The organism is Balneola sp. (genome assembly GCA_002694685.1).
GTDB lineage: Bacteria > Bacteroidota > Rhodothermia > Balneolales > Balneolaceae > Gracilimonas.
Window position 1 is genome coordinate 40765 of the sequence record NZMW01000013.1, and the last position, 21388, is coordinate 62152.

22 protein-coding genes are annotated in these 21388 nt (G+C 41.5%); 11 read left to right on the top strand and 11 right to left on the bottom strand.

All coding sequences use genetic code 11. The annotated features are described in order from the left end of the window. The first annotated feature begins 7 nt into the window (after nt 1-7). Both rpmE and CL667_14030 read left to right on the top strand, forming a co-directional pair. Nucleotides 8-226 carry a 50S ribosomal protein L31 gene (gene rpmE / locus CL667_14025; protein ID MAL18816.1) on the top strand — a complete coding sequence of 73 codons (219 nt, stop codon included), beginning with the start codon at nt 8-10 and terminating at the stop codon, nt 224-226. A 67-nt stretch (nt 227-293) separates the two neighbouring features. Then, on the top strand, nt 294-923 hold the full coding sequence (locus tag CL667_14030) for a hypothetical protein (protein MAL18817.1): 630 nt from the start codon (nt 294-296) through the stop codon (nt 921-923). Nucleotides 924-927: 4 nt separating this feature from the next. Here CL667_14030 and CL667_14035 read toward each other — a convergent pair whose 3' ends face one another. The 4 genes from CL667_14035 to CL667_14050 form a co-directional block, all read right to left on the bottom strand. Then, nucleotides 928-1548 carry a hypothetical protein gene (locus CL667_14035; GenBank protein ID MAL18818.1) on the bottom strand — a complete coding sequence of 207 codons (621 nt, stop codon included), beginning with the start codon at nt 1546-1548 and terminating at the stop codon, nt 928-930. 55 nt (nt 1549-1603) lie between these two features. Next, nucleotides 1604-2119, bottom strand: a complete 516-nt coding sequence (locus CL667_14040) for a hypothetical protein (protein ID MAL18819.1) — start codon at nt 2117-2119, stop codon at nt 1604-1606. Next, nucleotides 2106-3398, bottom strand: coding sequence for a sigma-54-dependent Fis family transcriptional regulator (locus tag CL667_14045; GenBank protein MAL18820.1), 1293 nt, complete (start codon nt 3396-3398; stop codon nt 2106-2108). The genes CL667_14040 and CL667_14045 overlap by 14 nt, the downstream gene beginning before the upstream one ends. 147 nt (nt 3399-3545) lie before the next feature. Next, entirely contained in the window at nt 3546-4028 is a 483-nt protein-coding gene (locus CL667_14050) for an AsnC family transcriptional regulator (GenBank protein ID MAL18821.1), read from the bottom strand. A gap of 186 nt (nt 4029-4214) precedes the next feature. Between CL667_14050 and CL667_14055 the strand changes: the two genes are divergently transcribed. Then, the gene (locus tag CL667_14055) at nt 4215-5483 is read left to right on the top strand and encodes a serine--tRNA ligase (GenBank protein ID MAL18822.1); all 1269 of its coding nucleotides are present in this window, start codon (nt 4215-4217) and stop codon (nt 5481-5483) included. A gap of 3 nt (nt 5484-5486) precedes the next feature. Here CL667_14055 and CL667_14060 read toward each other — a convergent pair whose 3' ends face one another. Together CL667_14060 and CL667_14065 are read right to left on the bottom strand one after the other, a co-directional pair. Beyond that, on the bottom strand, nt 5487-5693 hold the full coding sequence (locus CL667_14060; protein MAL18823.1) for a hypothetical protein: 207 nt from the start codon (nt 5691-5693) through the stop codon (nt 5487-5489). A gap of 64 nt (nt 5694-5757) precedes the next feature. Then, nucleotides 5758-6747 carry a tRNA dihydrouridine synthase DusB gene (locus tag CL667_14065; GenBank protein MAL18824.1) on the bottom strand — a complete coding sequence of 330 codons (990 nt, stop codon included), beginning with the start codon at nt 6745-6747 and terminating at the stop codon, nt 5758-5760. 306 nt (nt 6748-7053) lie between these two features. On the opposite strand from CL667_14065, the gene CL667_14070 reads away from it, so the two are divergent. From CL667_14070 to CL667_14080, 3 genes are all read left to right on the top strand, one after another. Beyond that, nucleotides 7054-8130 (top strand): fructose-bisphosphate aldolase, encoded by a 1077-nt coding sequence (locus CL667_14070; GenBank protein MAL18825.1) that lies wholly within the window; start codon nt 7054-7056, stop codon nt 8128-8130. A gap of 170 nt (nt 8131-8300) precedes the next feature. Next, nucleotides 8301-9254, top strand: a complete 954-nt coding sequence (locus CL667_14075) for a TIGR00374 family protein (protein ID MAL18826.1) — start codon at nt 8301-8303, stop codon at nt 9252-9254. 3 nt (nt 9255-9257) lie between these two features. After that, complete coding sequence (locus CL667_14080; protein ID MAL18827.1) at nt 9258-10598, top strand: DNA repair protein RadA; 1341 nt, start codon at nt 9258-9260, stop codon at nt 10596-10598. A 31-nt stretch (nt 10599-10629) separates the two neighbouring features. Here CL667_14080 and rpsU read toward each other — a convergent pair whose 3' ends face one another. Together rpsU and CL667_14090 are read right to left on the bottom strand one after the other, a co-directional pair. After that, complete coding sequence (gene rpsU / locus CL667_14085; GenBank protein ID MAL18828.1) at nt 10630-10824, bottom strand: 30S ribosomal protein S21; 195 nt, start codon at nt 10822-10824, stop codon at nt 10630-10632. Nucleotides 10825-10949: 125 nt separating this feature from the next. Next, on the bottom strand, nt 10950-11798 hold the full coding sequence (locus CL667_14090) for a TIGR02757 family protein (GenBank protein ID MAL18829.1): 849 nt from the start codon (nt 11796-11798) through the stop codon (nt 10950-10952). 111 nt (nt 11799-11909) lie between these two features. Here CL667_14090 and CL667_14095 point away from each other — a divergent pair, with 111 nt between their 5' ends. Further along, on the top strand, nt 11910-12521 hold the full coding sequence (locus CL667_14095) for an SAM-dependent methyltransferase (GenBank protein MAL18830.1): 612 nt from the start codon (nt 11910-11912) through the stop codon (nt 12519-12521). On the opposite strand, the gene mutY is transcribed toward CL667_14095, so the two are convergent. The 3 genes from mutY to CL667_14110 are packed head-to-tail and all read right to left on the bottom strand — an operon-like array spanning nt 12522 to nt 16155. Beyond that, nucleotides 12522-13583 carry an A/G-specific adenine glycosylase gene (gene mutY, locus CL667_14100; protein ID MAL18831.1) on the bottom strand — a complete coding sequence of 354 codons (1062 nt, stop codon included), beginning with the start codon at nt 13581-13583 and terminating at the stop codon, nt 12522-12524. Nucleotides 13584-13634: 51 nt separating this feature from the next. Continuing rightward, nucleotides 13635-15176: a hypothetical protein gene (locus CL667_14105; GenBank protein ID MAL18832.1), complete on the bottom strand. Its 1542-nt coding sequence runs from the start codon at nt 15174-15176 to the stop codon at nt 13635-13637. A 4-nt stretch (nt 15177-15180) separates the two neighbouring features. Continuing rightward, nucleotides 15181-16155 (bottom strand): hypothetical protein, encoded by a 975-nt coding sequence (locus CL667_14110; protein ID MAL18833.1) that lies wholly within the window; start codon nt 16153-16155, stop codon nt 15181-15183. 97 nt (nt 16156-16252) lie between these two features. Between CL667_14110 and CL667_14115 the strand changes: the two genes are divergently transcribed. The 4 genes from CL667_14115 (at nt 16253) to CL667_14130 (ending at nt 21201) form a co-directional block, all read left to right on the top strand. Continuing rightward, nucleotides 16253-17419 carry a hypothetical protein gene (locus tag CL667_14115; GenBank protein ID MAL18834.1) on the top strand — a complete coding sequence of 389 codons (1167 nt, stop codon included), beginning with the start codon at nt 16253-16255 and terminating at the stop codon, nt 17417-17419. A gap of 14 nt (nt 17420-17433) precedes the next feature. Further along, the gene (locus CL667_14120) at nt 17434-18606 is read left to right on the top strand and encodes a glycosyltransferase (GenBank protein ID MAL18835.1); all 1173 of its coding nucleotides are present in this window, start codon (nt 17434-17436) and stop codon (nt 18604-18606) included. A 211-nt stretch (nt 18607-18817) separates the two neighbouring features. Then, the gene (locus CL667_14125; protein MAL18836.1) at nt 18818-20053 is read left to right on the top strand and encodes an 8-amino-7-oxononanoate synthase; all 1236 of its coding nucleotides are present in this window, start codon (nt 18818-18820) and stop codon (nt 20051-20053) included. A gap of 23 nt (nt 20054-20076) precedes the next feature. Next, a complete protein-coding gene (locus CL667_14130) occupies nt 20077-21201 on the top strand; it encodes a hypothetical protein (protein ID MAL18837.1) in 1125 nt (374 codons plus the stop codon). Nucleotides 21202-21388: the final 187 nt, after the last annotated feature.

The following is a 21388-nucleotide window of genomic DNA, read 5'->3' on the forward strand; positions in this document are numbered from 1 at the left end:
CTAGACTATGAAAAACGGAATTCATCCAGATTATAAAGAAATTACAGTAGTGATGAGTGATGGTACGGAAGTTAAAACCCGCAGCACCATGGATACCAAAGATGGTGTTTATCGTAGCGAGGTTGACTCAAAAAACCACCCATTCTACACCAAGAGTAACACATTTACTTCAACAGCCGGCCGTGTTGATCGCTTTAAGCGACGATATGGAAATGCTGACGATTAGTAATTGTAGCAATCATTTTTTACTAAAGGATGTATCTATTCAGGTGCATCCTTTTTTAATTTAGCCTATGGACGTTCAAGTATTTGAAGTTGGCCCTTTTTTAGAAAACACTTATCTGCTCTCAAAAAATGAAGAGCATTTACTTATTGATCCCGGTTTCTCGACTGAGCCCGAGTATCAGCAAGTAAAAACTGCAATATCGGGTGAACTGAAAGCAGTAGTGTTAACTCATGCTCATGTTGATCATGTTATGGGGCTAAATCGCATAAAAAGCGATTTTGATGTACCTGTTTACCTCAGTAATGAAGATCGTTATTTGTGGGAAAACTTCGGTAATCAGGCGCAAATGTTTGGGATCAATCAGGGTGGATTTAGTTTTGTGCCAGACGAACTTCCAAGCCAAGGAAGTTTTAGAATTGGTGCCTTCGAATTTGAATGCCTCTATACACCCGGCCACTCTCCTGATCATGTTTCATTATACTTTGAAGAACAAAAGTTAGTGATAGCAGGTGATGCACTATTCAAAGAAAGCATCGGTAGAACTGATCTGTACAAAGGGAACTTTGAAGTGCTTGAAAAGAGTATTCAAGAAAAACTATATACGTTGCCAGAGCCGACTGTTGTATATCCAGGGCATGGACCCACAACAACTATTGGATACGAAAAGAACAACAATTCCTTCGTTAAAGCAGGATAATAACCTATTTCTTAGGTTCTTGCTTTAGCTTATTGATCTGCTCTTTATAATGATCAGCTTTACTCTCGTCCTTTTCAATAAGTCGCTCATACATTTTAATGGCTTCCTTATTACGGCCTTGCAGGGAGTGAATTTTTGCCAGCGTCTCTGAAACTAAATCATCCACATCTTCGGCCTCTTTGCTCAAGTCGGTATCATCATGAGGCTCTCCTTCAGCAGGAATTTGAATACGTTGTGACTCTACAGCTTCAAGCATCTCGATTAAACGATCTAAATCCAAAACAGGAGATGTTCTGGATGCCTGCTGCAATTTAACTGCCGATGAGGTGTACGAGTGTGCGGGAATAGCCGCTTCAAATTTTTCCGGATGGACAAGGAAGTAGTGCAAGTGTTCCATTAACGGACTTCCAGGAGCATAAGTTTTGGCCTTTAGTGCCTCTTTAACGGCCTCGCTTTTTTTATCCTGAATATGATAAAACCATGAAAGCAAAAAGTGTCCCACGGCATCAGGTCCTCGTTTTTTTAAATGCTTCTTAAGTTTTTGAGTAACCTTTTTAGGATCCTCATCAAACTTTTCCACATAAGAGGAAAGTGACTTTGGTATGTTGAATGGAAGTTCTTGCATAAATTCTGTTAAGACTCAACAATGATAAGTGAAGTGCGGTTACAATCAAAGCTAATTACCAATTACTTACTGCGTCATTAAACATATTGTTGGCGATTTGCTCAAGGGCTCCGTTTGCAGCTTCATTCTCACCGTCAATTGGATTTTCGGCAGGGTCGTAGGTAAACTTTCCGGTGAATGGTTTTGACCATTCTTCCTCATCTTCAGAAGCGTACTTAAATGTTCCACGAACCGTAATAGTCACTTCATTTTGATTGGATTGCTCATTGCCCCCGATACTAAATGGTCTATTTGAATAAGCGGTAATTACACCATCGAGTACCGCATCAGCATCTGATTCATTATTAGCAAGCTGCAGCTTGCTTTGATTTACAAATCTATTGATTAAAGTCTGATTAAGTCTGTCACTTAGATCCCCCAAACCGCTATTGGATTGATCAGGAAAAAATGGAATAAAAATGGTATTAACTCCAGGGGGTATCGAGGCCCCTGTGAAGCTGTAGCGCAGACATCCTCCAAACAATAGAGAAGCAGAAATCGTAACGAGTAAAAGAAATCTATTCCAAGCCATACTGATCCAGTTTTCGGTAAAGTGTTCTCTCACTTACACCAAGGGTTTCAGAAGCCTTTCTTCGGTTTCCATCGAATCGTTTAAGAGCTTGTTCAATAAGAAATTTTTCAGCTTCCTCGATGGAAGGAATTTCATCATTCTCAAGAAAAGAGCTTAGCTCAGACTCATCTGGCTCTTCCACATCTTTATTATCCGGCATGGATTGCATTCCCAAAGTTGCGTGATCACCTAAATCGACATTCACGCCAGAGACTTCAGTTTTATCAACCTCATCCCTAACGGAAGCAGGAAGTGCCTTTATATTTTTCGTTGAAAAGGTAGAGTAAAGGAAGTTCGCGAACATTTTCTTCACGTCAGCGATGTCATTTCGCAGTTCAACTAATGCGCGGTAGACTAATTCACGGTCTTTACGGTCAAAACCTTCTGTATCGTCGGTCTTTTGCTTTCTGTAGCTGTCTTCGGCAACCATTGGCAGGTTATCAGCGCTTCCCTCGTGCTGACGTCCCTTGAGGTATTTTTGAAGTTTTTCTTTATCTATGAATTGAGACTTTTCGAGTACAACCAGTTGTTCAGCAACATTTCTCAGTTCCCTGATATTACCCGGCCAGCGGTAAGAAATAAGTAATTCACGAGCTTCATCGGAGAAACCCTTAAAAACAGAATCATAACGGGCAGAATATTCTTCAACAAACTTTCTAAAAATCGGGATGATATCTTCAGAGCGTTCACGCAGAGGAGGTAGTTTTATTTGGACAGTATCAAGACGGTAGTACAAATCTTCCCGGAATGAACCATCCTGCACCATCTGCCACAGGTTTTGATTAGTAGCAGCAATAACGCGAACGTCGGTGGTTTGGATCTTGCTGGAGCCAACCCGAAAAAACTCTCCATTTTCAAGTACACGAAGAAGTTTGACCTGCACATTTTTTGGAGTATCTCCAATCTCATCAAGAAAAATAGTCCCGTTATTAGCTTTCTCGAAATAGCCTTCACGGGATGTTTCAGCTCCGGTAAAAGCACCTTTTTCATGTCCAAAAAGCTCACTTTCAATAATACCTTCCGGAATAGCACCACAGTTCACAATCACTAAATTGTTTCGGCTGCGTTCACTCATGGCATGAATAGCCCTTGCCGTAACATCTTTACCAACTCCACTCTCGCCCTGAAGCGTAACGGTAATGTCCGTTTTAGCGACTTGCATAATCTTATCGATTACCTGGCGCATAGCTTCAGAGCTGCCGAGTAACCCATATTGTTCTTGAAAAACTTCGCGATCCATAAATAGTATAGTTAAAGCGTTGGGCACGCTGTTTGTGTACAGCTTGTATCAACTAATGCCCTTAGAAATTCTTACTGTCAGAATGACGTAAGTTAACGATTCCTACTTTAGTAAGTAAATGAAAAGTAGCCCTAAATAGTAAGTAAACTACTGCTTGATAAGCTCTACAGCATGTTCCACTGGGATTGACCGGGTTTCTTTAAAACTTGACAAAACCAGATTTGAGCGGGTTTTGCTAACTCCTTTCCAAGCTTGAATTCTGGATAGCAGGCTTTCAAAAGATCCGGTATTTTTTGTTCTGACTTTAAGGAAATGAGAACCGTCGCCGGTAATAGAATGACATTCCAGTACTTCTCTTTCTTCCGAAGCACTTTCGACAAATGATTTGTAGTGTTCAGAACCATCAACCTGTACGAAGATGAAAGCTGTTATATCAAAGTGAAATTTTTTGCTGTTAAGAATTGCTTTATATCCTTCAATTAGGCCACGTTCTTCCAGCTTTTTCATACGCTCAGAAACAGAAGGGACAGAGAGGTTTACTAAGTCTGCAATAGTGTTTCGCTGAGCACGTCCATCTTTCTGCAGATGATTGAGAATAGCTAGATCTGTGTCGTCTAATAAATGACTCATATAATATCCTAAATTCCTAAAAATTCTTTGAATGGTGAATGATAACCTTAATAATTTAGGTAGTCAACTATAAAAGCGCTTCCAAAGAGAGGTTGATTTAAATTTATTTAGGCCAAAAAAGCTGTAACAAAAAGTTGAATACCTCTTATCTTTGAGCTTCAAATCAAAAAAGACTATCCAAGAAATATGCTTGACATCAACTACATCAAAGAAAACCGTGAACGGGTTGAAAATGCTATAACTAATAAGGGAGAGAAAGATACTTCAGTTGTAGAAAAGGTTTTGTCTGTTGATGAAGAGTGGAGGTCCAAAGTCCATGAGGGAGATCTGCTTCGCAGCGAAAGTAATACAAAGGCGAAGGAAATTGGAAAACTGATGGGGCAGGGTAAAAAAGAAGAAGCTCAGGCAATCATCAAAGAAACATCCGAGATGAAGGAGCAGATTAAAGCTCTTGAGGAAGATGTTAAAAAGCTTCGTGAAGACAGAGACAACCTGTTGCTTCGTATTCCTAACGTTCCACACCCAAGTGTACCGGTAGGAGCCACGGAAGATGATAACGAGACTTATAAAACCTGGGGTGAGCCTAATAAGGATGAATGGCGAAAACCACACTGGGAACTCACAGAACGGCACGGTTGGGTAGATTTTGAACGAGGTGTGAAAGTAACCGGAGCAGGGTTTCCATTCTATATTGGCGGCGTTGCTCAACTTCAGCGTGCATTGATAAACTATTTTATCAATGAGGCAGGAAATGCAGGTTATACCGAGCTCCAGGCGCCGTATTTTGTGAATGAAGAATCCGCTCGTGGAACAGGCCAAATTCCTGACAAAGAGGATATGATGTATGAAATTACCCGAGATGGTTTTTTCAATATACCTACCGCGGAAGTTCCCGTGACTAACTTTCACCGGGATGAGATTATCGAGCTTAAAGAGCTGCCTATTAAATATGTTTGCCACACACCGTGCTGGCGAAGAGAAGCCGGTTCTTATGGAAAAGATGTCCGTGGCCTAAACCGACTTCATCAGTTTGATAAAGTAGAACTGGTGAAAATTGTGAAGCCCGAAGATTCTTATGATGAGTTGGAAAGTCTTCGTGAACATGCAGAAGGGCTGCTTGAGGCTCTCGAACTTCCATATAGAACTCTGCTAATGTGTACCGGAGATATGGGCTTTACACAAAGTAAAAAATATGATCTGGAGGTATGGAGTCCGGGGCAGCAGCGTTGGCTTGAAGTGAGTTCTTGTTCCAATTTTGAAGGCTTTCAGGCTCGAAGAATGCAGCTTCGCTATCGTAAAGATGAAAAAGAAATAGAAATTCTTCACACAATTAATGGTTCAGGGTTAGCAATACCGAGAGTGGTGTCAGCAATTTTGGAAGCGTATCAGGAAGAGAATGGAAAAGTAAGGGTTCCTGAAGTGCTCAAACCATTTATAGGGAGAGATTACCTTTAGTAATTATTTATCATTCTTTTTAGCCAACCAGATGACTCCCCAAATAATGCCAACCAAAGCTAAAGCGATTCCGAATCCGCCTAAAAAAGCGTACAGTAAATAAGGAAGAATAATACTTACAACGATACCCGTGACGGCTTTAAGAGGGGAGGCTGCAAATGCAGAAGCAGTCAGGAAAGATCGGAGTACTCGGACTAAACGTGCTAACATTGGATTCTTAGTTGGTTATCAGGTGCTTAGAAAGTACGGTCAGTTCCTGCAAAAGATTCAAGTACTAAGCCACAGCGTGAATTTCAGTCTCATCAAAGTTATAAAGAAGCTCCAGGATAGGATCCATTTCATCGTGTTTCATTAGTTCCATCCGAAGATTCTTCCCATTGCGAATACCCTTGAGGTACTGGCCGTAGTGTTTCTTCATGATGATAACTCCATACCTTTCTCCCTGATGTTCAACAGACAAGCGGAGTTGTTCTGCACATAATTCAATTCGTTCTTCAACGGTCGGTTCAGGGAGAATTTCGCCGGTTTCCAGATAGTGTCTTGTACGTTCAAAAATCCAGGGATTTCCAATCGCTCCACGGCCAATCATCACCCCATCAACTCCAGTTTCCTCGAACATTTTTTTAGCAAGTTCAGGAGAGGTAACATCTCCATTTCCAATAATTGGGATCTCAAGTCCGGGTGTATTTTTCAGCTTTTTGAGCCACTCCCATCGGGCATCCCCTTTATATTTCTGAGCACGGGTTCGTGCGTGAACTGTGAGTGCTTTTACACCAAGACTTTGAAGCATCAATGCTACTTCCTGGATTTTAATAGTGCTGTCATCCCAGCCGAGGCGTGTTTTCACAGTAACCGGTTTACTCTCTACAGCATCAACAACTGTTCCAGCCATTCGCTCCATCATAGAAAGGTCTTTTAAACATCCGGCACCGGCGCCTTTCTTAACTACTTTATAGACTGGACATCCAAAATTGATATCAACCAAATCGGGATTGTTATTCTCAGCAACTTTAGCAGCGCCTTCCATGGCTTCTTCACGGCCACCAAAAATCTGAACACCAAATGGACGCTCCATTTCACTGAAGTCCATTTTGTGCATCGCGATATCTGAATCACGAATCAGGGCTTCTGAGCTAATGAATTCAGTAAATACGATGTCAGCACCTTTCTTTCGGCAAATTTGGCGAAAGGGAGAGTCTGTAACATCCTCCATTGGAGCTAGAAAAAGAGGCTGGTCTTGCAGTTCGATGGGACCGATTTTCATCAGTAATATTTATTAAATGATAATTTAGACTATCAAAAATAAAGCTTTTTTTGGAGGATTAATATGAGGAAAAGAAAAGTATATATGCTCACAGGTTTACTTGCCTAAATTCATTACGAAGATCTTTAAAGTTCAAGCTGTAAGCACTCAAATGCGATCTTAGTTGAAAACACATAACTCTAGGTTGATCGGTAATTTAGGTCATATAAATTCCTTAAAGTCGCTTTAGCCATTTCCCTCTTTTACACTTATATTTTAGGCCCACTTACTCACTCATAAGATAAATTTTAATAAGAGAAATTATATATGTCACTTGGAATTAACAGTATTGAAGAACTTCTTGGAGATGAAGCTTCTGATCTTCTTAATCACAAATGTCAGACAATCAGCACCGACCGTCTGATAAAACCAACTGCTAACTATGTTGATGATGTTTGGTATCACTCTGACAGAAACAATCGAGTACTTCAAAACCTCCAAAGGCTTTTGAATAACGGTCGTTTAGGCGGAACTGGATTTTTGTCAATTCTGCCCGTAGATCAGGGAATTGAGCACTCAGCAGGAGCTTCTTTTGCTAAAAATCCAGATTATTTCGATCCTGCAAATATTGTAGAATTGGCCATGGAAGCCGGTTGTAATGCCGTAGCTTCTACGTTTGGAGCACTTGCATCTGTATCTAGAAAATATGCTCACAAAATTCCTTTCGTTGTTAAAATAAACCACAACGAGCTGTTGACTTATCCTAACAACTACGACCAGATCATGTTTGGTACTATTGACCAAGCTTATGATATGGGAGCAGCTGCTGTTGGAGCAACTATTTATTTTGGATCCGAAGAGTCTAACCGACAAATTCAAGAAGTGGCACAAGCATTTGCATATGCTCACGAATTGGGAATGGCGACTATTCTTTGGTGTTATACCAGAAATGAAGCTTTTAAGGTAGATGGTGTTGATTACCATGGTTCTGCTGATTTAACCGGGCAGGCTAATCATATCGGAACAACCTTGGGCGCTGATATTATCAAGCAAAAGCAACCAAATAATAATGGTGGTTATAAAGCCCTTAACACAGGCGATTCCAGCTATGGTAAACTTGACGAACGCATTTATACAGAACTAGCTTCTGATCACCCAATCGATCTTACCCGTTACCAGGTAGCAAATTGCTTTATGGGTCGTGCAGGATTGATTAACTCAGGTGGAGCTTCCGGCTCAAATGATTTTGCTGATGCTGTTAAGACTGCCATCATCAACAAACGTGCTGGTGGAATGGGTCTTATTAGTGGCCGTAAAGCATTCCAACGCCCAATTGGTGAAGGAGTTAAACTTCTGAATATGATTCAGGATGTTTACCTAAACGACGAAATCACACTCGCATAATTGCGGATACTATTTATAGCCTTGCAGGGTTTATCCTGTAAGGCTTTTTTTATTGACGCCTCTCTTTTAAAAATTTTTATTTGAGCTCCGAAACAACAAATACCAAATACTCCCAGTCCTTTTTTTCAAGGAAATATCTGATTATTTCCATCTTGTTAAGCGTTGCTACTATGGCGGGCGTTATTTACTGGACCTATACCCCTGGTGTTTTGGAATATCTTTCGCCAAGCCGCTTGCCGGGTTTAGTGATTGCCCTGGTCGTTTCTTTACTAAGGGTTTGGTTTTCGGCAGCTAAAATCCGGTTTCTTTCAGAAAAACAATTGAGTTGGTACGCATCTATGCGCGTAGTTTTAGCTTGGGATTTTACCTCAGCTGTTACCCCATCCACGATAGGTGGTGCGCCCATGGCGACATACGCGATGACCAAAGAAGGCCTTAAGCTAGGCGATTCAGGTGCCATTGTTTTATACGGTGTTTTACTAGACCAAATCTGGTTTGCGATCGCGATTCCTATTCTTTTGGTAGCAGGAATCTTTTATGAAGTTGTTCCGCCAGAAATCGGTCTTGCCGGTGATGTTTCGATGGGGATACTTTATGTATGTTTGTTGAGCTATGCCGGATTATTGGCATACGGAGTTTTGGTTAACCCAACCGCAATTAAAAAAGTGGTTAAGTTTGTTTTCAAGCTTCCAATTTTACGCCGAATGGGTGATAAGGTAGAGGAAGAGGCTGAGAACCTTGAAGAATATGCTCAGCAGCTGGGACAGAAACCACTTAGCTTTTTGTTGAAGGCTTTCTTTTTATCAACCATGTCGTGGTTAGCTAGAATTGCCTTACCGACGATTGTAGTTTTGAGTTTACTTCCGGCACCCGAAGTTTTATCGGTATTAAGAAGTCTTGCTATGAACCTTGCCTTCCTTGTTGTACCAACCCCGGGTGGAAGTGGAGGTGTTGAAGGTTTGTTTGTGCTCTTCCAGGGACCACTCATCTCAAGAGAAGGATTTATTGGGTTGGCAGTATTCGTGTGGAGGATCATCAGCTACTATATAAGTATAGGTTTGGGGATGATGGCTACGACATGGTACGTGAATCAGAAAGTTGTTGAAATAAAGACTCAGGATTGATCTATGGCTAAGGTGAAGACGCAATATGAATGTTCAAACTGCGGATACATTTCACCTAAATGGAACGGAAGCTGTGCCTCTTGTGGCGAGTGGAATACTTTTGTGGAAAAAACAATCAGTAAGAATAAATCCGCGTCCAAGCATAAAGCTAACGTAGAAGGATTAGAGTCTGCAGCAGCTCCACTAAAACTCCAAGACGTAGAGACTTCTGAAAAGAGCAGGTTCAAAAGTAATATATCGGAACTTGACCGTGTATTGGGAGGAGGTTTCCTGCCCGGATCTTATGTGCTAATTGGGGGAGAGCCTGGTGTCGGAAAAAGTACTTTGACTTTGCAGATAGCCAAAGCCAATCCAGATTTGACGATTCTATATTGTGCGGGTGAAGAATCTGCAGGGCAAATAAAACAGCGTGCGGCTCGTCTTGGTGTTGAATCAGAAAAACTTTTGATTTACAACGAAACTCAGGTCGACAACATCATTGCTGAAGCGCAGAAGATGAAACCGGACCTGCTGATCGTTGATTCTATTCAAACTGTTTACCGAACTGAGCTATCGAGCATGCCGGGAAGTATTCAACAGGTGAAAGAATGTGCAGCCCTATTCCAACAGCTGGCCAAGAAAAAGAATATTACGACATTGGTGATAGGTCACGTAACGAAAGAAGGGGACATTGCAGGGCCACGAGTCTTAGAGCATATGGTCGATACCGTGCTTCAATTTGAAGGAGATAAGCAATATACCTACCGCTTGTTGCGAAGCTTAAAGAATCGATTTGGTGCAGCGCAGGAGGTAGGGGTCTTTGAGATGAAATCGGATGGACTTATAGAAGTCTCAAATCCTTCAGAGTTATTTATTTCGGACAAGACCTCAGGAGTGAGTGGAAACGCAGTTGTATGTACGATGGAGGGAACTCGTCCTTTGCTGATTGAAGTTCAGGCCTTAGTAACGCCATCTTCCTACGGTTCACCCCAAAGAACGGCAAACGGGTTTGACCGTAATCGTTTAGCTCTATTATTAGCTGTTTTAGAAAAGCGGGTGGGTAAAAACTTTTCCAATCACGATGTGTATTTAAATATTGCGGGGGGCTTCAAGCTCAGTGATCCTGCAGGTGACTTAGGCGTTTGTTGTGCTCTGGTTTCCAGCCTAATGGATGAAGCGGTTTCCCAAAACATGGCTTTTATTGGTGAGGTAGGGTTAGGTGGAGAGGTAAGAACAGTGCCTCACCTTGAGCAGAGACAGAAAGAAGCCAATAAGTTAGGTTTTAAACAGGTGCTATTGCCGGCTTCAAAGGAGAGAGATGGTATCAGGTACGTACATCAAGCCATAAAAAAAGCCCTCGGGTAAAACCAGAGGGCTCAAATGAGTTGAACTTCGTTTAGAAGTTGTCGCGATTGCGACGTCGTTGTTCGCGTTTGGCTTTTTTCAAAGCTTCACGACGCTCAAATGACGGCTTCGTATACTGTTGTCGATCTTTGTATTCGTTGAGAACACGAGATCTTGAAATCAGTTTCTTAAAGCGGTTAATTGCGCGGTCAACACTTTCGTTGTCTTTAACTTCGACTCCTAACATAGAAGTATCACATCCTTTCTTTTAATTTTTTCCCCTTAATTGGGACTGAAAAGATAAGAAAAAAGTAGGTTAATCTTATACTCAATTTTGAATTCAATTCAGGCGTTAAACTTTTAGAATCAGCTTTATGAAGTTTTAGCATTGATCACATACTCATTCGGGATTTCCGATCCTAGAACGCCTATACCAAATAGGGCAAAATCATATTTCGCAGGATCTTCGGGATCCAAAAATTTTAATCTGGCATCAAGTTCGAGCACTGATTTCCAGTCGTTTTGCTTTCTGGAAAGAAGCCCCAGTTTCCTCGCTTGTCGGGCAACATGTACATCTAATGGGATTTTTAGTTCCGAGGGATCCATAAAACTCATAGTACCAGGATCAACCGGACTATCTTTTCTTATGCACCATCTCAGGTACATATAAAGCCGTTTTGCGGAACTATTTTTTTCCGTATTAGAAACATGTTTTCTCGTCCGTAGAGGCATTTCGGGATGAAAAGAAAAGAATTGGTCATGAAATACGGCAATTAGCTCACGATTCTGGTGCTTAGCTGAGTCATAACAGTGTTTCCAAAAATGTTCAAAGTCGCCGAATTTCAGGAGGATAGTTTGCAGTATGATGGTTAACCAATGCATGTCGATGGGTTTAAACGTTCGGTGCTTAAACCCATCAAAAACTGAGAAGTCGCTCTCCGAATAGTTCTTAATAAATTCTGCAGGCTTATTATCCATTCGCTGAAGTAAGTCTTCAACTTTAGCATTTACAATATCGCGGCGACCCCATGCCATGGTAGCCGCAAAAAAGCCGGCAAGCTCTTGGTCTGCTTTATCCTCAAAGGCATGCATGAACTGCACAGGGTCATCATTAATATAGTCGGGTTGCTCAATCTTTGATACTAAATCATCCAAGAAAGGCTTGAGCTGTTGAAGCTTCTTGCGCGTTATGGTCTTAAACTTTTTTCGTTTTCTTGGCAATAGATTACCCTGATTTATTTATTATAAAGTATTAAAAGCTAAAGCCGATAAGTAGTGTAATTACACTTTGAGGATTACGGGGCTTTTACATAACAACAAAACACAGCCAAATTGATTCACATTATAAATTCTTGGTTTTTTGCAATGGTAGATGCCTATATGCATTTACAATATGGCGACAGAAAAAAAGTTCTTTTTGAAAATCACCCGGATGTTATTGTAGAAATTGGTGCAGGTTATGGAGCCAATTTCAGATATCTGAGAAAAGGCACGAAAGTGAAAATTATTGAGCCGAATAAGGGCTTTTTTGATATGCTGAAATATCGTGCAGAAAAGTTTGGGATCAGTGTAGAAATCTATGAGGCAACAGCTGAAGATATCCCGCTTTCTGAAAACACTTCAGAAATGGTAATAAGTAGTTTGGTTTTATGTTCCGTTACTAATCCACCCAAAACATTGTCGGAAATCAAGCGGATATTAAAGAAAGGGGGCGTTTTTGTATATATCGAGCATGTTAGAGCCCATAAACATAGCTGGATTTATAAAGTCCAGAAAAGTCTCAAAACATCTTGGAAATGGTTTTTTGATGGCTGTAATTTAACCCGGGAAACCGGACGCATTATTCAGCATGCAGGGTTTAGTAAAGTGAAGCAAACAGAGTTTTCAAACAAAACTATATTTCTCCCGATCATCCCACACATAGCGGGTGTAGCTACTAAATGATTAAATACCTAACTCGGCCAGCCCTTTACCGCTGAGTCGTTCAGTAAGTACTTTGTTAGCTTTCGGGAAAGGATATTTTTCCAATTCTTCTCTTTCTACCCATCTAATTTCCTGGCTTGACTTGGGTTGAGGCGTTCCAGAAACGAGTTTACACATCCAGGCATGTAAGGTGATTGAGAAGTGAGAGTAGGTATGTTTTAAACTCATTAGTTCCTTAAAGGCCTTTACTTCAACCCCGAGCTCTTCTTTAAGTTCACGTTCAACGGTTTTATGTATTTCTTCGCCCTCTTCTTGCTTACCTCCGGGAAATTCCCAAAGTCCGCCTAACATTGCATTTTCAGGGCGCAGAGCTATCAATAGTTTCCCATCTTCACCTTCAATAATGCCCACTCCAATGGTATGGTGTGGCTTTTTCTTAGCGGGAGATTTATAGGGTATGGTATCAGTTTTGGCCATTTTGGTAGCTACACAACCGGACTGTACAGGACATTCCATGCAATCAGGATTAGAAGGCTTACAGACTATAGAACCTAATTCCATCATCCCCTGATTAAAAGAGGCAGGGTTTTCTTTATCAATAAGTTCATCTGCAAAATCCTGAACTCTATTTTTTGTCTTAGAACTCCGGACATCATCTTCAATTCCAAAATAGCGTGTCAAAACCCGAATCACATTCCCATCTACAACAGCGTTGGGTTTGTTGAAGGCAATACTAGTCACAGCTGCTGCTGTGTAGGGACCAATGCCTTTGAGTTTTATGATTTCATCATAAGTCTCAGGGAGCTTGCCGTTATATTCCTCAACTACGGTTTTTGCGGCTGAGTGAAGATTACGTGCCCGGCTGTAGTAACCTAATCCTTCCCAGGCTTTTAAAACCTTTTGCTGTTCTGCTTCAGCCAGATCAAAAACGGTAGGGAAAAGGGAAATAAAGTTTTTAAAGTAGGGAGTGGCTTGCTCAACCCGGGTTTGCTGTAGCATGATTTCGGAAACCCAGATTTTATAAGGGTCGGCTTCACCCCGCCATGGCATTTGTCGTTTATGATCTTCGTACCAATTTAGCAGGTGATGGGAAAAATCTTGGTTCTGCAAGGATATTGAATTCTTTCTGATTAACTATTCATCGCCACTATCACGGGAGATATCTAACACGTTCAGCGTTACATCAATGGAAGATGCCGCGCCGAGTCGGTCAGTAGCGATCACTTTAAACGTTGTTTCTCCAACTTGTCGTTCAGTCGGTGTCCATTTGAATTCACCTGTTTTCTCGTTAATTGAAGCCCCATCTGGCATGTCTACTCCAATATATCGAATGATGGGGTTTTGCGGATTTTCAGGGTCACTGGCATTGAACTGGAGCACATATTCCTCGTTCATAGCTATAGAAGTTGTGCGGATTGGGCTGAAGCGGGGAGGAGCATTAAAAGAACGCACATCCACAACAAATCGAGTACTGTCAGACTGCCCTTCAGAATTTGTTGCCACAATATTAAACCAGTAGTTCCCCATTTGATTTACCGTTGGTTGCCAGAAAAAACCTTGTTTCCGGATTTTGGCATTATTGGCATTTGATCGATAGGAGAACTCAACTTGCCCCGCAGGATAGTTGCCTTCAAGTTCAAGCGGTAAAATAAGAGGGTTAGGGTAGGTTACAATTTTATTGGGAATGGCTTTTAGCAGGAAACTGCCGGATGCTGATGTTGGAGCAGATGACACTTCAGACCTGAGTTCAACTTTAGAAATATTGTCATTTTCTGAGATCCAGAGCTGACCGGTGTTATTGGCAATAAAGTTGCCGGCATTACCATCATTTTTCCAAAGTTCAAGAAGTCCTGTTTGATCTGTTGCCCAAACTTTACCGGACTCAGTTCGAACAAAAATACGATTATTCCAACTTGATACATGAGCGACAGGCTCGTTGGTTACCCCAATTCGATTGCCAATGCCAGCAGAACGGATTTCAAAAATCTCGCCATTTTGAGTACTGCCCCAAAGCTGTTCTTGATCGATAAATATGTTTTTGAGTGATCGGCGAAGGCTAATATTTTCTGAAACTTCAAGAGTAGAATCAACCTGATTAACTACTAAAAGGGAAGGGGCGTCAGTAAGTACAAAAAGCTGGTTGTTGATATTGGAGGAACGGGCATCGATAACAGAAGCTCCACCTAAGGCTTCTGAAAGCACCATTTTTGGATTTGTGTCAACCGACTCAGGAGAGGTTAACGAAACCATTCCAAGCCCTTCTTTTCCAAGTGCAATAAATAGACTGTTATTAAGTCGGGCAGCGGCTCGAGGCTGGGCAGGCAGGATAGTAGAAGAATAAACTCCTAACACAGAAGTAGGCTCGAGTACGGTGAGCCGTCGTGATTCACCAAATAAGTAAGCAAATCGGATGTCAGCCATAATTTTGTTGCCCCTGCGCTGCATTCCTGAAGAAGTGTATAACCACTGAAGCGTGTCAGGATAAGCGCGAAAGACAGCCATACCTTCCGTCTCAGATAAAACATATAAATGCGTTGGTGAACCTTCTAGAGCTGATATGTTTGGGATTTCCATAAGCTGGCTATAATCCTGAGCCAGACTTTGTTGTGCAAAAGCAGAAACTCCTGCGGTAAACAGAAAGAGAGCGGAGATAATTAAAGTCGAAATAAATTTCATATCACTATAGCCAGTTGTGCATTTTATACCAATGAATGGTTCTTGAAATTCCTTCAGCTAAAGAAACTTCGGGAGTATAACCTAATTCTTTTTGAGCTTTTTCTGTGGAGCAAGTCCACTCTAAAATAAGCTCATTGGCTTTTTCCTTATTAACAACGGGATACTTACCTAATAATGATGCAACGTTTTCTATCACAGCGGCGGCTTTTTTAACCAACTTAGGTTTAATCTTAATGGCCAGCGCTTTTTTGCCCATTACCTTTGAGGTAATACCACGAATCTCGTTCCAGGAATGGGTTCCTTCACCTGAAATAAAGTAGGTATGTACTCCTGAATCTGATTTCTGTGCTGCTTTCAGAATTCCATTAACCAAATCACCTACATACACCATCGACAAGCGAGGATTGTTCCCGTCTCCCACAATAGGGCAGATACCTTTTGAGAAAGATTTGAAAAAAGAATAGATCTGATCTTCCCGAGGTCCATAAACGGCCGGAGGGCGGACAATTTTTATACTATCGGTTTTTTGAGAGGCTTTATGGATTTTTACTTCCATTTCCTTTTTGGATTCTCCATACATACTCACCGGATTCATAGGTTCGGTTTCTGTTTTAGGTGAGCCATTGCTAGGTCCCGCTGCTGCCAGTGAAGATAGAATTACCATATTCTTTACGCCTTTCTTTTGGGCAAGCCGCACGATGTTTTCTGTTGCATCAACATTTGCGTGCGTGAACTCCTTTTTCGTGGGAGCTTTGACGATAGCCGCAATGTGAAAGACAACATCAGCACCTTCAAGCCCTTCGCTCAAAGCCTGAAGATCTTGAAGATCACCGCTAATTTTTTTGAAATCATATCCCGAGAGCCATTTCTCTTGAGAACGTACAAGACAGCGGACTTCTGAGTACTCTTTTGATTTAAGAAGAGCTTCCACTAAATGACTTCCAATAAAACCTGTTCCTCCGGTTACAAAGGCTTTCATTAATTTCCTTATATTTGAAGATTGTTTAGAATAAAAAAGAGAATTATTAAGCATCCCTGCAGAGTAAGTAAGATACAAATCTACCCTCTGCTTTTAAATTTTTATGAAGGAATTAAGAGTCGCCCTTTTTACTGGTAACTACAACCACATCAGAGACGGTGTTTCATTAACGCTGAATCGGTTGGTGAAATTTTTAGAAAGTCAGGGAATTCCTGTATTGGTTTTTGCGCCAACAGTGGATAAGCCTGCTCTTGAGCATAATGGGCGCATGGTTTCGGTACCATCTATCCGGATGCCGGTCTCGGGAAGGGGAGAGTATCGGGTTGCATCAGGATTTTCAGTAAAAGCTGAGAAAGAATTGAAAGATTTCAACCCGACCCTCATTCATATTGCTACTCCTGATGCGGCCGGCTACAAAGCACTGAAGTGGGCTAAGAAAAATCGTGTTCAGGTAGTTTCATCTTATCATACTCATTTCACCAGTTATTTTAAATATTATGGACTTACTCCCATCGAGTTTCTCGCCTGGCGCTATCTGAGCTGGTTTTATAATTCTACAACCCATGTATACGTGCCTTCTCAATCAATGATTGACGAATTGGTGACACATGGGTTTGAAAAGGGGATGAAGATTTGGGCTCGTGGAGTTAACACAAAATTATTTTCTCCCCAAAAACGAGATATGGAGTGGAGAAGGAAAGCCGGGTTCAAGGATGACGATATCGTTGTGACTTTTGTGTCGCGTCTTGTGTGGGAAAAAGAATTAGATACCTACCGTCATAGTGTGCAGCAAGTGGCTTCAAAGAACCCCAAGGTCAAAGCGCTGGTGGTAGGTGATGGTCCTGCTAAAAGTGAATTACAGGAACATATGCCCGAAGCGCACTATACCGGTTTTTTAGAAGGCGAAGATTTAGCAAGAGCGTATGCAAGCAGCGATGTGTTCTTGTTTCCATCTCACACTGAAACTTTTGGGAATGTAACTCTCGAAGCAATGAGCAGTGGGTTGCCTTGTCTGGTAGCTGATGCTACAGGGAGTAAGTCATTGGTGGATCATGATGAAAACGGTGGGCTTGCAGAACCTGAAAACAAAGCTGATTTTGCGAAAAAATTATCCATCATTGTTTCTGACAAAGAACTTCGAGACAAAATGAAAAAGGTGTCCCGGGAAAAGGCATTACTTTATGATTGGGATGAAATTAATGGACAGTTGCTAGATAATTATAAGGAAGCGTTGGAACTTCCTATCCCAGAAGAAGACATTTAAAAATAACCGATTCCATGAAGATCATTGATGTAGCGGAATTTTATACGGATCAGGGCGGCGGAGTAAAAACGTATATCAACCAGAAACTAAAAGCGGGTGAAAAGCACGGCCACGAAATAGTGATAGTAGCACCCGGTGAAGACTGGGGAGAAGAAGAAAGATATGGCGGCAGGGTCATTTGGGTGAAAGGACCCCGCCTTCCGGTTGACTGGCGCTACTACGTGTTATGGCGCGAAAAAGCCGTTCACGAAATTTTGGATCGGGAAAAACCTGATGTTGTAGAGGGTTCTTCTCCTTGGACCGGCGGCTGGTTTGCGGGGCGTTGGAAAGGTGATGCGGTTAAAACTTTTATTTTTCATCAAGATCCGGTGGCGGCATATCCGCATACTCTTTTAGGAAATATGCTGGGCTTCGATAAGGTGGACAAACTCTTTGGCTTTTACTGGAAGTATCTTCAACGCCTAAGTAATAATTTTGATGCTACTATTGTTAGTGGGGAATGGCTTGCGGAACGCATAGATAGCTTTGGGGTTAACAATCCGGTTCCGGTGCCTTTCGGTATTGATAAAGATTTCTTTTCACCATCCCGGCGAGATTTACAGCTGAGAGCTAAGCTTTTAGCTCAATTTGATCTGCCAGAATCAGCAAACCTGATGATTGCAATCAGCCGACATCATCCCGAAAAAAGAATGGGAACACTGATTGATGGATTTCGAGCAGCTGCTGAGAAAAAGCCGATGGGGTTGATTGTTTTTGGGGATGGACCCATCCGGAAATATGTAGACTATAAAGCCAATAAATCGGATTATGTGAAGCTAATGGGGTTTACAGAAAACCGGGATGAGCTGGCCAATATTCTGGCGTCTTGTGATTATTTTGTTCACGGCTCTTCTGCAGAAACCTATGGAATTGTGGTTGCGGAGGCTGTTTGCAGCGGACTACCCGTTGTGGTGCCTGCTAGAGGAGGAGCCGCAGATATCGCCAATAAGGACATTGCCGAAACTTATCAGTCTGGAAATGCGTCTGCCTTAAAAGGGGCATTGCTCAATATCATTCAAAAAGATAGAAATGAGATGGTAAAAGCTTGCCAAAAAACAGCTGAAGAAGGAATTGGAACGATGGCAGACCATTTTGAGCTTCTATTTGAGAAGTACCAAGAGTTGGTTCAGCAGAAGAAGGATCAGTAAAGAGCCTAAGAATCAATTATCGAAATTTCGGTTTACTTAGTTAAATGAATATAGAATTCAGTAGCAGACCGATAATTTTCTTATCTTCAGCACGAAATTAAAACGACTTACAGCAGCCGGTACTTAATAGTGAGTTAGCAAAAATTTGATAGAAATTTAATACTGGCTATATTTCGCTGTTTATTTAGAATCTTTGTTAAGGAATTACCGAATGGCCGATCAAAAACCCAGCGCCACCAATTCAGATATTTTTTCAAAAGCTTTCAATTTTAAGAAAGCCGATGAGGTTAAAGCAATGGGGCTGTACCCGTATTTTAAACCCCTTGAAGCAACCGATGGTACTATCGTCGAAATAGAGGGTAGAAAAGTGATTATGGCCGGATCCAATAATTACCTGGGTCTTACTAATGACCAACGCACTATAAAAGCCGCACAAGAAGCTCTCACTAAATATGGAACCGGATGCACCGGATCTCGATATTTAAACGGAACATTAGATAGTCATCTGGAACTTGAGGAGAAGCTTGCCGAATTCATGGGCAAAGAGTCCTGTGTTCTATTTAGTACCGGTTATCAAACCAATGAAGGGGCTATTCAGACCATTGCTGATCGAAACGACATTATTTTTTCTGATAAAGACAATCATGCTTGTATTGTAGTCGGTACGCTAGTTTCGAACGCAAAGACGATGCGTTATAAGCATAACGACATGGATCAGCTTAGAAAATTATTAGAACGCGCAGATCCTGATGCTGGTAAGATTATTGTTACTGACGGAGTATTCTCCATGTCAGGAACCCTAGCTAATGTGCCGGATTTAGTTAAGCTGGCAAAAGAATTTGACGCGCGCCTTTATTTAGATGATGCACATGCCATTGGAGTAGTTGGAGATGGCGGACGAGGCTCAGCCTCTGTATTTGGTTTGACGGATGAAGTTGATTTGATTAGTGGTACTTTTTCTAAATCATTTGCTTCACTTGGTGGCTTCCTGGTTGGTGACCGACCTGTTATAGAATATATAAGGCATAAATCTCCTGCACATATTTTCAGTGCTTCTATGCCTCCTGCAAATGTCGCAACGGTACTTAAGGCTCTTGAAATACTTCAGGAAGAACCGTGGAGACTAGAACGGCTTGAAGTGATTTCCAACTACATGCGCAAAGGTTTACGCGATCTCGGTTTCAATGTATGGAGTAGCCAAAGCCCAATTATTCCTGTTGTGATTGGTGATATGATGAAATGCTTTGAGTTCTGGAAAGATCTTTTTGAGGCTGGGGTTTATACCAATGCCGTTATCCCTCCTGCGGTACCTCAAGGTCAGTCGCTTTTACGAACAAGCTATATGGCCAGCCATACTGATGATCATTTAGACCAGATTCTGGAGGCATTCCGCAAAGTTGGATTAAAGCATGGAGTGATCGATCAGAACGGACATTCCGCCGAATAATTTAATAATCTTACCAAGGCCGCATGAAAAGTTCTGGGGTAACATTCGTTTCAACCAAAGAAGAGAAGAAACGATTTACGAATTTCATATATCCGTTTTATGAGGGTCAGGAACACTGGGTTCCGCCACTTCGAATGGATCAGAAAAAGCTGATCGATACCGATAAAAACCCATTCTTCGAAAATGCCGAAATGGCTCTTTTTATAGCTGAGAAAGATGGCAAAGACGTAGGCCGAATTGCAGCTATTATAGATCACCGGTTTAATAAATATCATGCTACAAAGACCGGTCACTTTGGTTTTTTTGAGTGTATTGATGATCAGCATACAGCCGACCTTTTATTTAGAGTGGCTTCCGACTGGCTTCGCGATAGAGGAATGAACAAGGTCGTTGGTCCGGCCAGCCCGAGTATGATGGATACCATCGGTGTACTTATTGAAGGCTTTGACAAAGACCCGTATATCTTGATGCCATACAATTTTCCCTATTATGATGAGCTGATTAAAAATGCCGGCTTTTCTAAAGAGATGGATATGTATGCATATATCGTAGATACAGAAACAGTAGCGGTTGACCGTATGAGCCGGGCAATGGATATTGTTAAGAGAAGGCTTCCTGATATTGAAATCAGGCCTGTGAATCTGCGAAAAATGAATTCCGAAATTAAGATTATCAGGGAAATCTTTAATCAAGCCTGGAAAGAAAATTGGGGATTTATACCCCTTACAGAAGCTGAATTTCAGGCTGCCGGCAAAGATCTTAAAATGATTATTGATACCGATTATGCCCATATTGCAGAGATCAAGGGCGAACCCGTGGCATTTTCTATTGGTCTCCCTAATATTAACGAGATCATTAAAGATATGAATGGAAAGCTCTTTCCATTTGGAATTTTTAAACTACTCTGGAAGAAAAGAAAAGTTTCGGGACTGCGAACAGCGCTTATGGGAGTTTTACCGGAATGGCAGGGCAAAGGTATCGATGCCTTACTTCACCAGCGCTCTATCCAAAATGGACTAGAAAGTGAAGGCAAGACTGTTTCTGAGCTAAGCTGGATTTTAGAATCCAACCCTGAAATGATTCGCGTAGCTGAGCGTATTGGCGGTGAGCTGGATAAATCTTATAGAATGTATTCTAAAGAGTTGTAAAAAACTGACAGGTTTATCCTTGTTCCGCCTGTGCTGCTACGGAACTTCTTTTTCAAAAATGGTGATACTCCCCAAAGTTTAACGCCCTCTTCATACTATCTACACTCAATTTTCCTTATCTTAATAGTGTAAAAGTAAAATTTTGTTTGTCCCGAACGCTCTGCGTTTTTCTGTCATTTAGGGACAC

Bases quoted from the DNA above. Each gene is read 5' to 3' on its own strand.
- rpmE (MAL18816.1), top strand. From the start codon at position 8: ATGAAAAACGGAATTCATCCAGATTATAAAGAAATTACAGTAGTGATG.
- CL667_14030 (MAL18817.1), top strand. From the start codon at position 294: ATGGACGTTCAAGTATTTGAAGTTGGCCCTTTTTTAGAAAACACTTAT.
- CL667_14035 (MAL18818.1), bottom strand. From the start codon at position 1,548: ATGCAAGAACTTCCATTCAACATACCAAAGTCACTTTCCTCTTATGTG.
- CL667_14040 (MAL18819.1), bottom strand. From the start codon at position 2,119: ATGGCTTGGAATAGATTTCTTTTACTCGTTACGATTTCTGCTTCTCTA.
- CL667_14045 (MAL18820.1), bottom strand. From the start codon at position 3,398: ATGGATCGCGAAGTTTTTCAAGAACAATATGGGTTACTCGGCAGCTCT.
- CL667_14050 (MAL18821.1), bottom strand. From the start codon at position 4,028: ATGAGTCATTTATTAGACGACACAGATCTAGCTATTCTCAATCATCTG.
- CL667_14055 (MAL18822.1), top strand. From the start codon at position 4,215: ATGCTTGACATCAACTACATCAAAGAAAACCGTGAACGGGTTGAAAAT.
- CL667_14060 (MAL18823.1), bottom strand. From the start codon at position 5,693: ATGTTAGCACGTTTAGTCCGAGTACTCCGATCTTTCCTGACTGCTTCT.
- CL667_14065 (MAL18824.1), bottom strand. From the start codon at position 6,747: ATGAAAATCGGTCCCATCGAACTGCAAGACCAGCCTCTTTTTCTAGCT.
- CL667_14070 (MAL18825.1), top strand. From the start codon at position 7,054: ATGTCACTTGGAATTAACAGTATTGAAGAACTTCTTGGAGATGAAGCT.
- CL667_14075 (MAL18826.1), top strand. From the start codon at position 8,301: ATGGCGGGCGTTATTTACTGGACCTATACCCCTGGTGTTTTGGAATAT.
- CL667_14080 (MAL18827.1), top strand. From the start codon at position 9,258: ATGGCTAAGGTGAAGACGCAATATGAATGTTCAAACTGCGGATACATT.
- rpsU (MAL18828.1), bottom strand. From the start codon at position 10,824: ATGTTAGGAGTCGAAGTTAAAGACAACGAAAGTGTTGACCGCGCAATT.
- CL667_14105 (MAL18832.1), bottom strand. From the start codon at position 15,176: ATGAAATTTATTTCGACTTTAATTATCTCCGCTCTCTTTCTGTTTACC.
- CL667_14110 (MAL18833.1), bottom strand. From the start codon at position 16,155: ATGAAAGCCTTTGTAACCGGAGGAACAGGTTTTATTGGAAGTCATTTA.
- CL667_14120 (MAL18835.1), top strand. From the start codon at position 17,434: ATGAAGATCATTGATGTAGCGGAATTTTATACGGATCAGGGCGGCGGA.
- CL667_14125 (MAL18836.1), top strand. From the start codon at position 18,818: ATGGCCGATCAAAAACCCAGCGCCACCAATTCAGATATTTTTTCAAAA.
- CL667_14130 (MAL18837.1), top strand. From the start codon at position 20,077: ATGAAAAGTTCTGGGGTAACATTCGTTTCAACCAAAGAAGAGAAGAAA.